The sequence below is a fragment of the Hydrogenophaga sp. genome, assembly GCF_030656115.1.
Taxonomy (GTDB): Bacteria; Pseudomonadota; Gammaproteobacteria; order Burkholderiales; family Burkholderiaceae_C; genus Hydrogenophaga.
In genome coordinates this window covers 16964-32226 of the sequence record NZ_JAUSOO010000010.1, presented here as the reverse complement: position 1 = coordinate 32226, position 15263 = coordinate 16964, and the positions used below count along the sequence as shown (strand labels likewise).

At 65.5% G+C, this 15263-nt stretch carries 17 protein-coding genes and 1 pseudogene; 7 read left to right on the top strand and 11 right to left on the bottom strand.

All coding sequences use genetic code 11. The features are described 5' to 3' along the window. Nucleotides 1-115 precede the first annotated feature (115 nt). The 3 genes from Q7J58_RS01155 (at nucleotide 116) to Q7J58_RS01145 (ending at nucleotide 1841) form a co-directional block, all read left to right on the top strand. Nucleotides 116-433: a hypothetical protein gene (locus tag Q7J58_RS01155; protein ID WP_304822212.1), complete on the top strand. Its 318-nt coding sequence runs from the start codon at nucleotides 116-118 to the stop codon at nucleotides 431-433. A gap of 662 nt (nucleotides 434-1095) precedes the next feature. After that, nucleotides 1096-1374: an MbcA/ParS/Xre antitoxin family protein gene (locus Q7J58_RS01150; RefSeq protein ID WP_304822209.1), complete on the top strand. Its 279-nt coding sequence runs from the start codon at nucleotides 1096-1098 to the stop codon at nucleotides 1372-1374. Further along, a complete protein-coding gene (locus Q7J58_RS01145) occupies nucleotides 1371-1841 on the top strand; it encodes an RES family NAD+ phosphorylase (protein WP_304822206.1) in 471 nt (156 codons plus the stop codon). Before Q7J58_RS01150 ends, Q7J58_RS01145 begins: the two co-directional genes overlap by 4 nt. Nucleotide 1842: 1 nt before the next feature. On the opposite strand, the gene Q7J58_RS01140 is transcribed toward Q7J58_RS01145, so the two are convergent. The 7 genes from Q7J58_RS01140 to Q7J58_RS01110 form a co-directional block, all read right to left on the bottom strand. Next, the gene (locus Q7J58_RS01140) at nucleotides 1843-2727 is read right to left on the bottom strand and encodes a patatin-like phospholipase family protein (RefSeq protein WP_304822203.1); all 885 of its coding nucleotides are present in this window, start codon (nucleotides 2725-2727) and stop codon (nucleotides 1843-1845) included. Nucleotides 2728-2749: 22 nt separating this feature from the next. Further along, nucleotides 2750-3367, bottom strand: coding sequence for a YHS domain-containing (seleno)protein (locus Q7J58_RS01135; RefSeq protein ID WP_304822201.1), 618 nt, complete (start codon nucleotides 3365-3367; stop codon nucleotides 2750-2752). Beyond that, a complete protein-coding gene (locus Q7J58_RS01130) occupies nucleotides 3364-4755 on the bottom strand; it encodes an ATP-grasp domain-containing protein (RefSeq protein ID WP_304822198.1) in 1392 nt (463 codons plus the stop codon). Before Q7J58_RS01130 ends, Q7J58_RS01135 begins: the two co-directional genes overlap by 4 nt. 191 nt (nucleotides 4756-4946) lie before the next feature. Beyond that, entirely contained in the window at nucleotides 4947-6104 is a 1158-nt protein-coding gene (locus Q7J58_RS01125; RefSeq protein WP_304822195.1) for a PQQ-dependent sugar dehydrogenase, read from the bottom strand. 116 nt (nucleotides 6105-6220) lie between these two features. After that, entirely contained in the window at nucleotides 6221-6760 is a 540-nt protein-coding gene (locus Q7J58_RS01120; protein WP_304822192.1) for a ferritin-like domain-containing protein, read from the bottom strand. A 57-nt stretch (nucleotides 6761-6817) separates the two neighbouring features. Next, nucleotides 6818-7387 carry a BON domain-containing protein gene (locus Q7J58_RS01115; RefSeq protein ID WP_304822189.1) on the bottom strand — a complete coding sequence of 190 codons (570 nt, stop codon included), beginning with the start codon at nucleotides 7385-7387 and terminating at the stop codon, nucleotides 6818-6820. A gap of 259 nt (nucleotides 7388-7646) precedes the next feature. Further along, nucleotides 7647-8135 (bottom strand): MarR family transcriptional regulator, encoded by a 489-nt coding sequence (locus tag Q7J58_RS01110; RefSeq protein WP_304822186.1) that lies wholly within the window; start codon nucleotides 8133-8135, stop codon nucleotides 7647-7649. Nucleotides 8136-8320: 185 nt separating this feature from the next. Here Q7J58_RS01110 and Q7J58_RS01105 point away from each other — a divergent pair, with 185 nt between their 5' ends. Then, nucleotides 8321-10081 (top strand): tannase/feruloyl esterase family alpha/beta hydrolase, encoded by a 1761-nt coding sequence (locus Q7J58_RS01105; RefSeq protein ID WP_304822183.1) that lies wholly within the window; start codon nucleotides 8321-8323, stop codon nucleotides 10079-10081. Nucleotides 10082-10133: 52 nt separating this feature from the next. On the opposite strand, the gene Q7J58_RS01100 is transcribed toward Q7J58_RS01105, so the two are convergent. Continuing rightward, a complete protein-coding gene (locus Q7J58_RS01100; RefSeq protein ID WP_304822181.1) occupies nucleotides 10134-11015 on the bottom strand; it encodes an NUDIX hydrolase in 882 nt (293 codons plus the stop codon). Nucleotides 11016-11165: 150 nt separating this feature from the next. On the opposite strand from Q7J58_RS01100, the pseudogene Q7J58_RS01095 reads away from it, so the two are divergent. Beyond that, nucleotides 11166-11366, top strand: a pseudogene (locus Q7J58_RS01095) (methionine synthase); the annotation flags it as partial. 66 nt (nucleotides 11367-11432) lie between these two features. Then, nucleotides 11433-12617 (top strand): serine hydrolase domain-containing protein, encoded by a 1185-nt coding sequence (locus Q7J58_RS01090; protein WP_304822178.1) that lies wholly within the window; start codon nucleotides 11433-11435, stop codon nucleotides 12615-12617. A gap of 31 nt (nucleotides 12618-12648) precedes the next feature. On the opposite strand, the gene Q7J58_RS01085 is transcribed toward Q7J58_RS01090, so the two are convergent. Beyond that, nucleotides 12649-13188, bottom strand: coding sequence for a DUF2889 domain-containing protein (locus Q7J58_RS01085; RefSeq protein ID WP_304822176.1), 540 nt, complete (start codon nucleotides 13186-13188; stop codon nucleotides 12649-12651). A 244-nt stretch (nucleotides 13189-13432) separates the two neighbouring features. On the opposite strand from Q7J58_RS01085, the gene Q7J58_RS01080 reads away from it, so the two are divergent. Further along, nucleotides 13433-13906, top strand: a complete 474-nt coding sequence (locus Q7J58_RS01080; RefSeq protein WP_304822174.1) for an EVE domain-containing protein — start codon at nucleotides 13433-13435, stop codon at nucleotides 13904-13906. On the opposite strand, the gene Q7J58_RS01075 is transcribed toward Q7J58_RS01080, so the two are convergent. Further along, on the bottom strand, nucleotides 13875-14318 hold the full coding sequence (locus tag Q7J58_RS01075) for an ankyrin repeat domain-containing protein (RefSeq protein ID WP_304822171.1): 444 nt from the start codon (nucleotides 14316-14318) through the stop codon (nucleotides 13875-13877). The two genes, Q7J58_RS01080 and Q7J58_RS01075, sit on opposite strands and share 32 nt — an antisense overlap. A 92-nt stretch (nucleotides 14319-14410) precedes the next feature. Next, complete coding sequence (locus tag Q7J58_RS01070; RefSeq protein WP_304822168.1) at nucleotides 14411-15196, bottom strand: hypothetical protein; 786 nt, start codon at nucleotides 15194-15196, stop codon at nucleotides 14411-14413. Nucleotides 15197-15263 lie beyond the last annotated feature (67 nt).

Genomic DNA, 15263 nt, shown 5'->3' with positions numbered 1-15263 from the left:
CGGCTGATGAAGCATCGCTGGCTGGCGCTCAAGCGGCGCAGCAAGGAGGAGCTTGAGCAGGCTGTGGATCATGTCTTTGCCAACTTTGGCGGGAAATTCAAGATGGATTTTTGAGGTGGACTATTTGTATGGTCTGACTTACCTGCAGGTCTGGGGCGAACTGGGAGAAATCTACGCGGAGATCAAGTTTGGGCTTCGCCGCCATGTGACTCACGCGCCCGGGTCAGACGGAACGATTGACGGCAAGCTTGGTGAGGTGAAGACCATCTCGCCCGAGAAGGCCAGCGACATCGTATTGGTCAAAAGCCAGGACAACTTTGAGCAGCTACTGATCGTCCGCATTGATAGGGACTTCCAGTTCCGAAGCAAGCTCATCGACCGTAGCGAGTTGAAGGGCGGCACGGGCAAGCACCTCCGTGGGCGGTTCGCTTGACGAGGACAAACGGTCGTGCACAGCTTTCTCGACGCGCGAACAGGCTGGCCTTTGTTGAGTGACCGGTGACGGTTATGCTGCGGTCGGTTGACCCTTCCATCCTTGAATGGCAGGTTACCTCGGCTGCCGACATTCAGGCGTACAAAGTCACAGGCAGCAACCAACCTGAAGCTGGCCTTCGCTTCGCTTGATTCAACGGGATTTCATGGCCGAATTCCGTCAGATAGACGCGACAGGCTTATATCCACTCGAGCGGGCTTCTCAGGGCCATGCGGCAGTGATATCCGCTCCCCTTCATCCTGCGTGCCTGTTCGTTTTTTCCGCCGCATGGCTATCGAGCCTTCGAACGCCCTCCAAGTTGACCTCCCTGGTGGTGCTCATTACAGTTGCTCTACCGGATCATTCCGTTTGAAAGATTTTTTATGCTCGCCACCCCAGCACACGCACCGGCGCCTGCCATTGATTTGGCTCGCAAGTTCAGCGCCTGGCTCGCTGACTCGACCCCGCCAGAGGCATCCGATATGGGCCGACACATCTTCGTGGAACAGGACACAACCCCGTTCTTGGACAGTGCGCGGGCATCTCGCTTGATTCGTACCGGTGTGCGAGCTGGACACGTTGCCGAGTTGGTTGGCCTCTTTGGACTGTCTCGGAAAGAGGATTTGAGCGGAGCGCTCAACACGAACGGGGTCAGTCTGTGGCGTTGGGCACGAGGCAACAAGCAGTTGCCCGGGGCCACGGTTGAGCAGATCTTGCGCACCATGCAGCTGCAGCTGTTGGCCACCGAGGTGTTCGGTGATGTGGATCAGGCGCACAAATGGCTGCACAAGCCACACCCGTCGCTGGACGACATGACGCCCGCAGCGTTCGCCGACAACGAGTTCGGGGCGCAAAAGGTGCGCGGTATGTTGGCAGGCCTGAAGTACGGCGGTGTGGCTTGACCTTGGCGGTTTGGAGAATTGGCTTCAACGGGGATTTGCGTCTCTCCGCGCTGCCCTATGGCTCAACGCTTGGCCCGGGCCGGTGGCACCTGCCGCCGCCGACCGGACTGCCCGTTGTTTATGCAGGCTCTTCTCGCGCGCTGGCACAACTGGAAAAACGTGTCCACGCGAACGGCGTCGCCCCCATCATGCAGGCGTTGATTCGATTGGAGTTGCCAACAACGTCGGTCACTCAGGACGCCGAAAACGATCTGGGACTTGAGGCCCGCTGGCGCAACGATGAGGCCTACACACAGAAAGTGGGCTTGCGCTGGTTGAAGTCCGGGGCCTCGCTGGGACTTTGGATTCCGTCTGCAGTCGAGCCGCGAGAGCGGAACCTTCTTCTCAATCCAGCGCACCAGGACTACGCTGGAATCCGGGTGGTGGTCGAAGATGCGGACTTCAAATTCAATCCGCGGCTGTTCTAAATCACACGACCTCGACATGCAACACCCGCAGCGCCGCCGCCTGTGCCATCGTCGCCTGGTAGCCCGCTGCTATCGCCCGCTGCCGAAATTCGCGGGACAGGCTGACCCAGTATCCGAAATCGGGCTTGAGCAGCAGGTGGGCATGTTGTGCGTCGGCTTGCACCAACGCTTGTTTGCGCAGGTCGCTTGCGCGGTAGCGTTCGGCGCCGGGTGGGGTGCGGTCAAGGTGGGCGGTGGCGTCTACCGCCAGCACGCGCTGCGCGCCCAGCGCCCGGGCCACGCGCACGGGCAGGGGCGTGGTCCAGTCGGCGTCTATGTGTTGCTGGCCACGGATGCGCACGGGCGCAAACTGGCCTTCGATGGCGCTGGACGCTTGCACCGCCAGGCCCACGTCGCCCGCGGTGAAGGCCACGGCAACGCCGTCGGTGCGGCGGGCTGCCACACAGGCCATGGGCACGGGCATGCGCTCCAGCAGCTGCACGCGGCTGTGCTGGCGCACCAGTTCTGCGATGGCGGTGCCGCTCAAGCGCTCGGCCGCACCCACGGCGATGCGGGCGAGCGCCAGCGGCTGCACGTCAAGCGCGAGGGTTTCTATTTCGGTGGCGCTCAGGCCTGAAGCGCACAGGCTGCCCACCAGCGCGCCGACCGAGGCACCGACGATGAGGTCGGGCACCAGGCCGAGTTCTTCCAGGGCTTTGAGCACGCCCACATGCACGAAGCCGCGCGGCCCGCCCGAGCTGAACACCCAGGCGGTGCGCACCGGCTGGCGCAGGGCTTGGGCGCGCGGTGCGTCGGGGCCGTTGTGATCTTGGTCGGGCCTGAAGCTGCAACCCGCCAAGCCTGCCGCGCCAGCGGCCAGCAAGAAGTGGCGGCGCGGTAATGGCATGGCGGCGGGTGTGGTGGTGGTGTCAGGGTTGGCGCGCTTTGGCTTCGGCCACGGCTTTGGCCAGGGCTTCGCCGCTTTGGTAGTGCGGCACGCGCAGCACCAGGCGCTTGGCGCGTTGCGCAAAGCTGTTGCTGCCTTTGACTTCTTCGTTCCAGTATTTTTCGGCGAGCGCGAGGTTGGCTTTTTCATCCAGCTCAAAGGCGTCTTTGCTGCCTTGGCCGCCAAAGATGTAGAGCTTGCCGTCGATCAGTTTCCAGGTGTCGGCGTCGCCACCCCACGGAATGCCATAGACCACGCCGTTGGCGCAGTAGCCGCCGTACTGCGGCAGGTAGCGCGCAGGCGCCTGGTCAAACGCGGCTTTGTGTTCGGCACTGGCAAAGTAAAAGCTCACGCCTTCGTAGCTGCTTTTGAAGGCGGGGTTGCCTTGCGCGTAGGTGTTTTGGGTGAAGTAGGCCACCACGTCGGCGCCTTGGAGCATGACGCGCGCATCGGGCGGCATCTCGACCGCGTTGACGGGTTTGAGCGCGGACGACGGGTTTTGGGCCGACATGGCGCTGCAACCGGCGAGCGACAGCAGACCGAGCGACAACGAAAGGGCCACCAGCGGGCGTTGCAGGTGGTGAAGAGCGAAGGTGTTCATGGGGAGGTCTCGGTGGTGGGCATCGCGGGAAGCGGCTGGTGCTGCGGGGGTTGTTGCGGGGCGGGAACGGCGGTAAGAGCCAGGCGGGGTGTCGCAGGTTCCGGGCAGGGGGCGGGCCAGCCCAGCAGCGCGCTGGCGGTGGTGCAGCGCTGGTGCAGGTCGGCGGTGTCGCGCCCGCCCAGGTGCAAGATGCCGTAGCGGTAGCTGCCGAGCCATTTGAAGTCGCGCGCCATGGAGCCGCGTGGCTTGGGGTAGGCGAACAGAAGCGCGTCGGGAAAGGCTTGGGCCAGGGCTTGCTGGCGCGCGGTGTCGGGCATGGTCACGGGTTGTTGCGCGTCGAACACGCGGTAGACAAAGCTGGCGGCGGCACCCGCCGTGGGCGCTGTGCGCGCCACGCTGGCCGGGTTGTGCCCGTGGGCCAGCGCCAGCGAGACGGCGTGCAAGTCCAGCCCCTGCACGCGCAGGTACAGGTCTGAAAACTGCGCGGCCATGCGCGGGTTGAACTCGATCACGGTGAGCCGGTCGGTGGCGGCGTCGTAAAAAAATTCCATGTTGAACAGGCCGTGGGTAAAGCCCACGGCTTGCAGAAAGCGCCGGGCCACGTCGAGCGCGCGGGCCTGCACGTTGGCCGGCAGTTTGCTGGGCAGTTCAAAGCGCATGAAGGCCTGGGTGCCGGGGTACATCACCGCGTCCACCACGCCGATGGCGTGCACGTCACCGCCAAAGGCATAGCCGTCCAGGTTGAACTGGTCGGCCTGCACCGGCGCTTCCAGCAGCATGCGGTGCGCGCTGGGCAGACCCGGCCCCAGGCGCTGCTGCGCCATGCGTTCAAACGGTTCCACCAGGCGGCGAATGACCCACAGCTCCCAGGCGCCAAAACGGGTGTGGCGGTGCAGTTCGGCATGGCTGTCTACGGTGCGCGCCAGCACCGAAAAAGCCGCCTTCACCGGTTTGACAAAGCGCGGGTAGGCAATGCCGCTGGGAATGGGCGCGCCGTATTCGGCGTCGAGCAAGGCGAAGTCAAGATTGGCCTCGGGCGCGACGCGCTGCAGCACCTGGCGCGCGTGCAGTTTGTGCTGGCAGGCCAGGATGGCGGCCACGGGCGTGCCGGGCCAGCCCATGCGCTCGGCCAGCAAAGCAGCGGCCAGGGCGCCAAATTGTTCGTGGTTGGAGGTGACCGCCGTCCAGCCCCTGGCCGGGGCCTGGCGGGCCAGGCGCTGCACAAAGCGCTCCATGTCAAACCAGGCCAGGCGGGCGTTGCTGGGGAACGAGAACAGGTCAAAACCCGCTTCGTCAAAGGCCATGCCTTGCGCGGCGCCAGCGCGGCGGTGGCCGACGGCGTCCCAGTCGTAGTTGAAGAGCAGCAGTGTGCGGGGGCTTGAGGGCATGCGGTGAACGGGACGGTAGGGATACACCAGGGAGTAGTTTAGGCCACGGTGAACCAGCCACCCCGCAGGCGCGCACCACGAGGCATTTGTTCAGCGCGGCCTGTCGTCGGGTGCATCAGCCGCCCGGTGGTCGGGCACGCCTCTGTGTGTCGCACCACCGGCGTTTTTCTTTCAGGCTGGCCCTGCGGGTTTTACCGGGGCAGCAGGCGCAGCAACTGGCCGTTGCGGTCGTCGGTCAGCACATAGATGAAGCCGTCGGGGCCCTCGCGCACGTCGCGCACGCGCTGGCCCAGGTCGGGCAGCAGCTTGTCTTCTTTCACCACGCGGGTGCCGTCCAGCTCCAGCCGCGCCAGGTAGCGAAACTTGAGCGCGCCCACCAGCAAGCTGCCTTGCCAGGCTTTGCCGTAACGTTCGCTGGTGACAAAGGCCATGCCCGCCGGGGCGATGGACGGTGTCCATTGGTGCAGCGGTTGTTCCATGCCGGGCTTTTCCGTCAGGCCCTGGCCAATGGCGCCGCCGCCGTAGTTTTCGCCGTAGGTGATGACGGGCCAGCCGTAGTTTTTACCGGCCTCGGGTCGGTTGATTTCGTCGCCGCCCTGCGGCCCGTGCTCGCTGGTCCACAGACGGCCGTCGGGCCCGAGCGTGGCGCCTTGCGGGTTGCGGTGGCCCAGGCTCCAGATTTCGGGCAGGGCACCGGGGCGGTTGCGAAATGGGTTGTCGGGGTGGGCACTGCCATCGGGCCGCACCCGCACCACCTTGCCGTGGTGGTTGTCCAGCGTCTGGGCGTCGTTCATGCGGTGATAGCGGTCGCCCAGCGTTAAAAACAGGCTGCCATCGGCCGCTTGCACCAAGCGGCAGCCAAAGTGCAGCCGGCTGCTGACCTTGGGCTGCTGGCTGAAGATGACCTGGACGTTTTCAAGCCGGGTGGCGTCGGCCGACAGGCGGGCCGAGGCCAGCGCCGTGGAGTTGCCTGCGCCTTGGGCTGCGGGCTCGGAAAAGCAGAAATACAGCACCCGGTTGCGCGCAAAGTCGCGGTCGGTGATGAGGTCCAGCAAGCCGCCCTGCCCCACTGCGTCCACCTTGGGCACACCGGCCACGGGCTCACCCAGCGTGCCGTTGGGCCCCACCACGCGCAGGCGCCCGGGCCGCTCGGTCACCAGCATGCGGCCGTCGCCCAGAAAGGCCACGGCCCAGGGGTTTTGCAGGCCGCTGGCCACCACCTCGGTGGTCACGCGGCTGGCCTGCGCCAGCGCGGTGCCCCAGGCCAGTGCGCCGACCAGCGCAGCGGCGAAGGCACGCGCCAGGGGTTTGCGGGGCTGGTGGGTGGCTGCGGCGGGTGGCTTGGGCATGGGCGTCTCCGTGTGTGTGAACAGATGATCACTGGATGCGCCCGTGTGCGCCAGGTTCCCGAGAAACCTCCGACCAAAACCCAGGGTTGCGCAGCGCAACCCTTCGGGCTCTGGGCTCAGGTGTTCGGCAGGCCTTCGAGCAGGTCGGCCAGTTCGTCGGCATGCTCTTCTTCCACCGCCAGGATCTGCTTGAGCAGCACGCTGGTGGTGGGGTCGTCGCTGCCCAGGTACTGGATCATGTCGCGGTAGCTGTCAATGGCGATGCGTTCGGCCACCAGGTTTTCCTGGATCATTTCCACCAGCGTTTCGCCAGCCACGTATTCGGCATGGCTGCGGGCGCTCAGGCTGTCGGGCGAAAAGTCGGGCTCGCCACCCAATTGCACGATGCGTGCGGCGAGCTGGTCGGCATGGCCTTGCTCTTCGATCGAATGAACCAGAAATTCTGCGCCCACGCTCTGGCCGTGGATGCCGCGCGCCATGAAATGGTGGCGCCGGTAGCGCAACACGCACACGATTTCGGTGGCCAGCGCTTCGTTCAGCATCTTGAGCACGCGGCTGCGGTCGGCGCTGTAGCCGGCGGTGACGGCGCCGCGTCCGAGGTGCTTGCGGGCCTGCTCGCGCAGGGTGGCCACGTCGGTGAGGGTGTGCTGTGTCATGGGGTGGGTTCCTTGCAACGGTTTGGCGGATAAGAGCGCGGGTTTCGTTCGCGGGTTTTATTGCTTGATCGTCAGCTCGTTTTTGACACCCGTCGCGCCTTCGGTCGCGCTGGCAATGCGCACAGCCTGGTCGATCTGGCCCTGGTTGTTCACGAAACCGCTGAGCTGCACTTCGCCGTTGAAGGTGAGCACACTGATGTCAAAACTCTTGATATCGGGGTCGGCCAGCAACGCCGTTTTCACGCGGGTGGTGACCACGGTGTCGTCAATTTTTTCACCCACGGTGGTCGGGACACCCTTGAGGCTGATGCCGTTTTCAACCTCGGTCACCCCCGCCACGCTGAGCGCAACAGCCACCGCCTGATCGATCTGCCCTTGGCTGTCCACAAAGCCGCTGAGTTTCACCACACCCTTGCGGGTCTCCACCTGCAGATCCATGCTTTTGACCAGGTCGTCGGACATCAGCGCCGATCGAACACCGGAGGTGATCACGGTGTCGTCCACCTGGGTGCCCAAGGTGATGTCGGGCACCACGGCGGGCGGTGCTTCTATGGCTTTGTTGCAGCCCACAGCCAACGCAGCCGCCAGGCCAACGGTCAGAAAAAGAAAGGGTGTGCGTGTTTTCATGGGAGCCCCAGGTGTGGCAGAAAGAAGAGATGAACAGGCGCCAGGGCGTCTGGCGTGCGCAATGGCTGCGGCGCGCCGACGACACGGTGCATGGGAGGACCTTAACCAGGGAAACCGGGTCCGTCTGTGCGCTGGCGGACCCACGGACGATGGGCCCCACCGCGCTGGCACACGTCGCGCGCTCAGCGAACCGCAGGCGGGCGTGGGCCTCGGCCTGCAGGGCCGCCCCGCCCCGGGTAGAGCCGGTGAAGTCAGTCTCTCAGGCGGGGCGGTGCAAGGCCACCTTGTGAAGCAACTCCAGCAGCATCGCTTGCTCCGCCGCCGAGAGGTGACCGAGCGCCTGGTTTTCAGCGTCCAGCAAGGCCTCCATCCCGCGCGACACCAGGACAGAACCTTCGGGCGTGACACCAAAGTGCTGCGAACGGCCGTCGGTGGCGCTGCGCTCGCGCGACACCAGGCCCCGCTGCTCCAGCTTGACCATCCACACCGTGATGGCGGGCATGGTGACGTTCAGGGCGCGCGCCAGCCGGGAAGCGGTGACCGAGGCATTTTGCTTCACCAAATAAAGCAATGTGAACTCCACTTTGCCCAGTCCGAATGCCTTGGCCACCTGCTGGCTGAAGGCGCCATTGGTGACGATGCTGGCCTGCGCCAGCTGGTACCCCAGCAACTGGCGCAGCGCGCCTTCTTCCAACCGTGCTCTGGGTGTCTGACTGGCTTTGCTGGTGCTGGACTCTGGGTGTTTCATGCGTTCATTATGAAACCGGATGGACCACGGCCCATGGCTGGCTCACAGACCCGCACTGGATGGCTGTAGGGGCGCGACTCGGATTTACCCTCATCCTCTTTTTTACTTAATTCGATAAACTAATTTCGCCATCAGAGCACCGCGGCATTCGCGGCCATGAAACCCATTCCTTCCGAGGAGACACCATGCCCTTACGTTCCGCACATCCCGTGCGCTCCAGCGTCGCACTGGCTGCAACCACCCTGCTGGTGGCCTGCGGCGGTGGCGATACGCTGCCTGTGACCCCCACGATCCCCCAACTGGCGGCAGCCACCAGCGCCGCCTTCACAGGCGACTGCGCCAGCCTGCAGACCGCGTTCGCGGGGTTGGCCAACACACAGATCACATTGGCTGAAACCGTGGCGGCCGGCGTCCTGACGGTGGGCGGACAAGCGGTGGCCGAACACTGTCGCGTCACCGGCAAGATGCACGAGCGCACCAGCACCGTGGATGGCCAGACCTATGCCATTGGCTTCGAGGTTCGCCTGCCCAAGAACTGGAACGGCCGCTTCCTGCACCAGGGCAACGGCGGCATCGACGGCGCGGTGGTCACGGCCACCGGCTCCACCGGCGGCGGCCCATTGACCCATGCACTGGCGCAGGGCTTTGCGGTGCTCAGCTCCGACGCCGGCCACAGCGGCGCCACGCCGGCCTTCGGTGTCGATCCGCAGGCACGGCTGGATTACGGCTACCAAGCCGTCGGCAAGCTCACGCCCATGGCCAAGCAGGCCATCCAGCTCACCTACGGCAAGGGGCCCGATCGCTCCTACTTCGCCGGCTGCTCCAACGGCGGGCGCCATGCCATGGTGGCCGCTGCGCGTTACTTTGCCGACTACGACGGCATTCTGGCGGGTGCGCCGGGCTACAACCTGCCTCTGGCCGCCACCGCCAACCTGGCGGGTGCGCGCCTGTATGAAACGCTGGCAACCGTCTCGCCGGTCACCAGCCAGATTGACCTGGCCACCGCGTTCAGCAATACAGAGCGCCAACTGGTCGCCACCAAGATTCTGGCGAAATGCGATGCGCTGGACAGCGCAGCCGATGGCATGGTGCAAGACGTGGCGGCATGTCAGACAGCGTTCGATCCTGATGCCGATCTGCCGACTTGCCTGGGCGGACGCGATGGCACTTGCCTCAGCGCCAACCAGAAATCCGTGTTGAAAACGGTCTTCAGTGGCCCAAAGACCAGCAACGGCACCTTGATCTATTCCAGCTTTCCCTTCGATCCTGGTTTCAGCGCTGGCGCCAACCCGGTGGCGGCCGGCGGGAGTCCTGTGGGCTCGGGCATTGCATTCTGGGAGTTCTTTGCCTCCACGAATCTGGACTCCGGCGCAACCGGCATCATTTTCAACCCCACACCGGCCGACCCTGCCACGTTCAATCCGGTGACCTTCTCACTGACGACCAACATCGATGACCTCTATGCGGCCATGCGAAGCACCTCGACGACCTACACCGAGTCGGCCATGTCGTTCATGACGCCGCCTGACGCCACCAACATGAAGGGCTTGCGCAACCGCGGCGGCAAGATCATGGTCTACCACGGCGTCAGCGATTCGATCTTCTCGGTCAACGACAGCGAGGCTTGGTACAAGGGCGTGGTGCAGAACACGGGCGACAACTTCGCCAGCTTCTACCGCGTTCCGGGCATGGGCCACTGCTCGGGCGGCCCGGCCACCGACCAGTTCGACATGCTCACCCCGCTGGTGAACTGGGTCGAAAAAGGCGTGGCCCCGGCCGAGATCGTGGCCAGCGCGCGCGGTGCAGGCAACGCCGGTGGTGTGAACCCCGATCTGCCCGCCGGCTGGGCCGCCGATCGCACACGCCCACTCTGCACTTACCCGAAAGTGGCCCGCTACAAGGGCAGTGGCAGCCTGGAAACAGCCAGCAGTTTCGTCTGCCAATGAACCTGAAAACGCGCCGGCCCGGCGCGTTGTTTCTTGTGCAGAACCCGCCCGCTCAAGCCAGCAACGCCGCCAGCCCGCCGTCGGCCTCAAACCGCTGGTTGCGGTAGATCAGCCGCGTGGGGCCTGGCCACACCCGTTCGGGCACGCTGTGGCGCGGGTCACCGGGGTAACAAATCACGCGGCAACCGGCTTCGTCAAACGGCTCGGGCGCGATCAGCGCGGGTGGGCGGCTGCGCGCGGCGGCCAGCACCTGGGCCACACTGCCCAGCCGGCTGAACTGGCTCAGCGTCATGATCTGCGGCGGCGCCAGATCGATCTCGCCCGCCCAGTAGCGTTCCAGCCCGGTGCGCGGCGGCAGCCACACGGCTTCGGTGGCCTCAAAGGTGCAGTGTTCGGCGGCTTGCCCCTGCGGTGCGGCGGCCACAAAAAACCGGGTGTCAAAGCGCTTGTTGGTGACCGATGGCACGCGTGGCGTGATCCAGCGCGACCAGGGCACCAGGCTGGAAGCCGCCAGCGGCAGGCCCAGCTGCTGCAGCGCCACAGCAAACCCGGCGCCGGCCCGCGTGTGCGCGCGAACCAGCTGCACCAGGCCCGGCGCAGCGCCCCCCTGGCCCAGCAAGAGGCCACATTCTTCAAAGGTTTCGCGCAGCGCGGCCACGTGCAGGCCCAAGGCGGTGGGCAGGTCCAAGCCGGGCTCGCCCAAGGCCTGCAGCAGCGTGTGCGCCGGCTGGTCAAGCACGGCGGCGTCCACCTGCTGGTCGGCGGCATCGAGCTTGCCGCCGGGAAACACATGCACCCCGCCCAGCACGCCCGAATTGCCATGGCGGCGCACCAGCAGCACCTCCAGCCCGCCAGGGCCATCGCGCACCACCATCACGGTGGCAGAAGGCACAGGCGGCGTGTGAACGGTGTCGGAGTTGATCGGTATGGCCATGTGCGCATTGTCGCCCCGGCGGCGGTGCCCACCTGGCGCGGGCAAGACAGGCCGCACAACCAACCGACCGACGCCAACGCGTCAGGCGCAACGGCACGGTGCTGATTAAGATGCCGCTGAAGCGCCCCACCGCCACAGGAGACACACCCCATGTTCGACACCGCGACTGCCGGCAGCCGGCCCCAGCCCGCCGGCCTGGCCGAGACCGAAAAGCGCCGGCCCCAGTGCAAGGTCGAGCGGTGGCACCAGCATTTCGTGCACGGCTTTCCGGAGCCGGTGCAAGGCATCGACTTTGAGAACAAGGTCAAGATGGGGGTTCGCAACAACCGCTGCGGCGACAGCCTGGCCCCCATGAGCCGCGAAGTGGCTCTGGCCAAACTTGCCGCCCTGGCCCGCCAACGCTACGGAGACTGACCCATGCCCACACCATTGCCACGGGCCGAACCGGCCGACCTGGGCTTGTGCCCCGAACGCACCCAGCGCCTGGTGCAGACGCTGCAGGCCGAGGTGGACCGCGGCCGCCTGCCCGGTGCCGTGGTGCTGCTGGCACGGCACGGCCGCGTGGCCTTGTTCGAGAGCCTGGGCCAGCGCGACCCGGCCACCGGTGCCACGATGGCCCGCGACGCGGTGTTCCGCATCTATTCCATGACCAAGCCCGTGGTCTCGGTGGCGGCCATGATGCTGGTGGAGCAAGGCCGCCTGCTGCTGAGCGACCCGGTGAACAAGTACCTGCCCGAGTTCAGCGGTCAGCAGGTGGCGGTGGAAACCCCAGACGGGCTGCAGCTACAGACAGTGGCCCAGCCGGCCACGGTGCAAGACCTGCTGCGCCACACCGCCGGGCTCACCTACGAATTTCTGGGCACGGCCCCCGTGCAGCAGCTGTACGCGCAGGCCCAGGTGGGCTCACGCGAACGCAGCAACGCCGAGTTCAGCCGCACCCTGGCGGCCCTGCCCTTGTTCCGGCAACCGGGCACCGAATGGGCCTACAGCCGAGCCACCGACGTGCTGGGTCGGCTGCTGGAAGTGGTCACCGGGCAGACGCTGGGCCAGCACCTGCGCGAATGCATTTTTGAGCCGCTGGGCATGCTGGACACCGCGTTTGTGGTGCCCGAGGCCGATCACGGCCGCATTGCCGAACCCTTCGCACACGACCCCGACGGCGGCGTGCCACTGCGCGTGCTGGACCCACGCAAGGCACCTGCCATGGAAAGCGGCGGCGGCGGGCTGATGTCCACCACCGCCGACTACGCGCGTTTTCTGCAATGCCTGCTGGACGGTGGCGAGCTCGACGGTGCGCGCCTGCTGGGCCCGCGCACGGTGGAATTCATGACCGCCGACCACCTGGGCAGCATCCCCAGCCACGACGCCCTGCTGCCGCCCGGCCACGGCTTTGGCCTCGGGTTTGCGGTGCGCACCGCCACCGGCCTGGCCACCATGCCCGGCTCGGTGGGCACCTACCACTGGGGCGGCATTGCGGGCACCACCTTCTTTGTGGACCCGGCCGAAGATTTCTTCGGCATCCTCATGACACAAGCCCCCAACCAGCGCGACCACTACCGGCTGCTGTTTCGCACGCTGGCTTACGCGGCGCTGGTGGATTGATCGCCTGTGCGGCGGCCCAGCGCCGCCGGCGTCAGGTCTGCGCTTCGCCCGCAGTGGACTTTGCTGGCGGCTGCCAGCGGAAAAACATGGGGTACACCTTTTCCACCACCGGGCCTTTGAAGTCCCAGGCCAGGCATTGGCCCAGGTGCATGGGCGGGCGGCCGTCGGCGGGTGGGGCAAACGAGGCCGAACGGGTCTGAAACGCTGCCGTGGCCAGGTTGAACAGCAGTTCACGCAGGTGGGTGCAGCCTTGCACACCGCCCAGATGGCGCTCGATGGTTTTGCGCCAGCCCCGGCCCAGCGTCTCGCCCACCAAGCCCTGCATGGGCGGCATGGCCTGCGGGCAGGGGTCGTGTGGGTGGGCGTCCATGGCCACCGCGATGTCGCGGATCACCATCTCGTCGTCCAGCGTCACGCGGATGTGCATGTGGTGAATCGCCTCGTGCGGCGCCCATTCGCCCTCGCCTTCAATTTCAAACGCATGGGGTTTGCTGTCGTGCATTTCGCCTTCGATGTCCCACAGGCCATCGTCGCGCTGAAACCCCCGGTATTCGACGCGGCGGGTGTGCATGGGCTGGCGGGGTTGGGGTGTGGGCAATGGCAAAACGGAACCTCGGTAAAAACAGCGTTGGCGCTCATTTTCCGCGATTCGCTCAGCAAGCGCTGACCGGGGGTGTCACCTGGGCCTGAGAGGCTGAGCCCATGACAGGACCAGCCAGCCCGGGTGGCACACTCAGCCAAGACCTTCAGAAAACGCAAGCCATGTGGTACCAACGCCCACAGCCAGCCCAAACCACCCCACACCGCATGACACCATGACCGCCTATTGGTTGATGAAATCCGAGCCTGACGAATGCTCCATAGACGACGTGCTGGCCGCCCCCCACGCCACCGTGGCCTGGACCGGCGTGCGCAACTACCAGGCACGCAACTTCATGCGCGACGCCATGCGCGTGGGCGACGGCGTGCTTTTCTACCATTCCAGCTGCGCCGAGCCAGGCATTGTGGGTCTGGCCCAGGTGGCCTCGGGCACCCGGCCCGACCCGACGCAGTTTGACCCCGCATCGCCCTACTTTGACGCCAAGTCACCCGCCGACAAGCCGCGCTGGCTGCTGCTGGACGTGCAAGCGCTGAAAAAAACCCGGCTGATCGGCCTGCCCGAACTGCGCACCACACCCGAGCTGGTCGAGATGGTGGTGCTGCAGCGCGGCAGCCGTTTGTCCATCACCCCGGTGAGCGCCGACCACTGGCGCTTCATCACCCAGCAGATGATGGGCGGCTGCGGCTGACACCGGGGGCGCTGCGCTTGCGTTCCCAGTCCTTCAGCGCTTGCAGCAAACGGTTTTTGGCATTCGCGTGCCCACGGCCAAACGCCGCATGCAGCCGTTTTTCAAGCGCCTCGTCGGGCGGCGGTGCAGCCATGGCCTTGAGCCGCTCAATCAACAGCATCACCGTCTGAAAGCTCCCGGAGCGTATCGCCAAGTCCAGCATGCCCTGGCCGTTGTCGGTGGTGGAAACCACGTCGGCACCGTGCTCCAGCATGAACTGAAGCAGCCCCGCCTTGCCATGCTCGCAGGCCCAGTGCAGCGGTACCAGCCCGCCGTCCAGCGGCGCGCTGAAGTCGGTGCCCGACACAAACACGTCGGCCGCCAGCGGCCAGCCCGAGGCCTTGATCATTTGCAGGTGTTTCCAATCGGACATGGTGGGTTGCTTCATCGGGTTGAGGCCGCCGGTTGGCGGGCGCTGCAGTCTCTCACACACCTCCATGCCACTGCCGGGCAGGCTGACAACCATCAAGCCTTCAAAGCCGCATCGTACAAACGGTACAGCGAGGTGGTGACCTCCAACAAGCGTTCGCTGGTCGTGCTGATGTTTTCCATGGTTTTCAACTCGCGCCCGGGGTGCCTCAGTGCGTTGGACATCAACAACCACTGCGGGCCCAGCAGCTGCAGCTGGGTTTCTATGGCCGGGTTCTTGAGCTCCGCCGTTTGCAAGCCTTGCAATTTGTCGCTGAAGCTTTTGCGGGCCACTTCGACCTCCTTGAGCTGCTCAGCAACTTGAATACCCGCGCTGGCCATCAGAAAGTGCACCGCCGTGTGTTGGGTCAGCCGCTGCAGTTCGGCGGCGGTGGCCAGCACCTGCCCCATCGACTGCCCCGACTCCGCCACCAAGGCGGTGACCAGTGCATCCATTTTGTCGCCCACCCCATCGGCCTCTTGCGCAAAGGCCACCAAACCGTCGGTTTTGGAAACATCCAGGTCTTGGGATTTTTTCAGGAACGCACCGTACGCATCCACCGCCACATGCAGCAATCTCTTGGCATCGGCCGACACGCTGGCCGCAGCCAATTCGGCCATGAAATCACGCACTTCGCGCCGGGTATCTTCCAGCTGGCGTTCGGCACGCTGCGCAAGCACGCCCAGGACACGCTGCACCTGGCAACGTGTCACGCGGTCTGACAGCACCGACAGCCGGGTGGCTTTACCGATCAACAAGCGCAGATCGGCCCCCCGGGCGCCGGTCTGCGCCCACGCCAAGGGCGACACACCGTGCAGAGCCAACAAGGCGGATCCAAGCATCCAACAACGCCGGGTGTACATCGCAAACCTCCGTACCGTTTGAAGACAAAACGGTCGACCTTCAGCC

Excerpts from the sequence above, each read along its gene's own strand:
- Q7J58_RS01140 (WP_304822203.1), bottom strand. The coding sequence starts at position 2,727 with ATGCCATTACCGCGCCGCCACTTCTTGCTGGCCGCTGGCGCGGCAGGC.
- Q7J58_RS01135 (WP_304822201.1), bottom strand. The coding sequence starts at position 3,367 with ATGAACACCTTCGCTCTTCACCACCTGCAACGCCCGCTGGTGGCCCTT.
- Q7J58_RS01130 (WP_304822198.1), bottom strand. The coding sequence starts at position 4,755 with ATGCCCTCAAGCCCCCGCACACTGCTGCTCTTCAACTACGACTGGGAC.
- Q7J58_RS01125 (WP_304822195.1), bottom strand. The coding sequence starts at position 6,104 with ATGCCCAAGCCACCCGCCGCAGCCACCCACCAGCCCCGCAAACCCCTG.
- Q7J58_RS01120 (WP_304822192.1), bottom strand. The coding sequence starts at position 6,760 with ATGACACAGCACACCCTCACCGACGTGGCCACCCTGCGCGAGCAGGCC.
- Q7J58_RS01115 (WP_304822189.1), bottom strand. The coding sequence starts at position 7,387 with ATGAAAACACGCACACCCTTTCTTTTTCTGACCGTTGGCCTGGCGGCT.
- Q7J58_RS01110 (WP_304822186.1), bottom strand. The coding sequence starts at position 8,135 with ATGAAACACCCAGAGTCCAGCACCAGCAAAGCCAGTCAGACACCCAGA.
- Q7J58_RS01105 (WP_304822183.1), top strand. The coding sequence starts at position 8,321 with ATGCCCTTACGTTCCGCACATCCCGTGCGCTCCAGCGTCGCACTGGCT.
- Q7J58_RS01100 (WP_304822181.1), bottom strand. The coding sequence starts at position 11,015 with ATGGCCATACCGATCAACTCCGACACCGTTCACACGCCGCCTGTGCCT.
- Q7J58_RS01090 (WP_304822178.1), top strand. The coding sequence starts at position 11,433 with ATGCCCACACCATTGCCACGGGCCGAACCGGCCGACCTGGGCTTGTGC.
- Q7J58_RS01085 (WP_304822176.1), bottom strand. The coding sequence starts at position 13,188 with ATGCACACCCGCCGCGTCGAATACCGGGGGTTTCAGCGCGACGATGGC.
- Q7J58_RS01080 (WP_304822174.1), top strand. The coding sequence starts at position 13,433 with ATGACCGCCTATTGGTTGATGAAATCCGAGCCTGACGAATGCTCCATA.
- Q7J58_RS01075 (WP_304822171.1), bottom strand. The coding sequence starts at position 14,318 with ATGTCCGATTGGAAACACCTGCAAATGATCAAGGCCTCGGGCTGGCCG.
- Q7J58_RS01070 (WP_304822168.1), bottom strand. The coding sequence starts at position 15,196 with ATGCTTGGATCCGCCTTGTTGGCTCTGCACGGTGTGTCGCCCTTGGCG.